The organism is Vibrio sp. HI00D65 (assembly GCF_001635455.1).
GTDB lineage: Bacteria > Pseudomonadota > Gammaproteobacteria > Enterobacterales > Vibrionaceae > Vibrio.
Map to the genome: position 1 here is coordinate 1 of NZ_LWEH01000571.1, position 530 is coordinate 530.

1 tRNA gene and 1 rRNA gene are annotated in these 530 nt (G+C 40.0%); both read left to right on the forward strand.

Features of this window, described 5'->3' with window-relative positions:
- Positions 1–113: 113 nt before the first annotated feature.
- Positions 114–229: ribosomal RNA gene (gene rrf, locus A3712_RS23900) — 5S ribosomal RNA — on the forward strand.
- 84 nt (positions 230–313) lie between these two features.
- Positions 314–404, forward strand: a tRNA-Ser gene (locus A3712_RS23905).
- Positions 405–530 lie beyond the last annotated feature (126 nt).

Below are 530 nucleotides of genomic sequence, written 5' to 3' on the forward strand. Positions count from 1 at the left end.
GGACTCAAAGATACAAACGCTTGAATGAGTTTGAAGAGATAAGACTTTTAATAAGCTTTCCAGATTATTTTGCCTTCAGTTTTTAAAAAAGCTGAAAGTAAAAGCAAAATACGCTTGGCGACCATAGCATTGTGGACCCGCCTGATTCCATGCCGAACTCAGAAGTGAAACACAATAGCGCCGATGGTAGTGTGGGGCTTCCCCATGTGAGAGTAGGACATCGCCAGGCTTGATTTACGTTTTCAGTTTTAAAAAACTGAAAATAAAACTAGAAACAGCACACAAGTAAGACTGATTTTAGTAACAATTTGTTGGAGGGATGGCTGAGTGGTCGAAAGCACCGGTCTTGAAAACCGGCAACCGTTAATAGCGGTTCTAGGGTTCAAATCCCTATCCCTCCACCACCATTAGAAAGCCCGCTGAGATATCAGCGGGCTTTTTTTTACATACAATCCATATTCTTCAAGTTTCTATTTGAATCCAGATTTGCGAATAAAGTTTTGCTCTTTGTTTAATAATTGCTAAGGTTT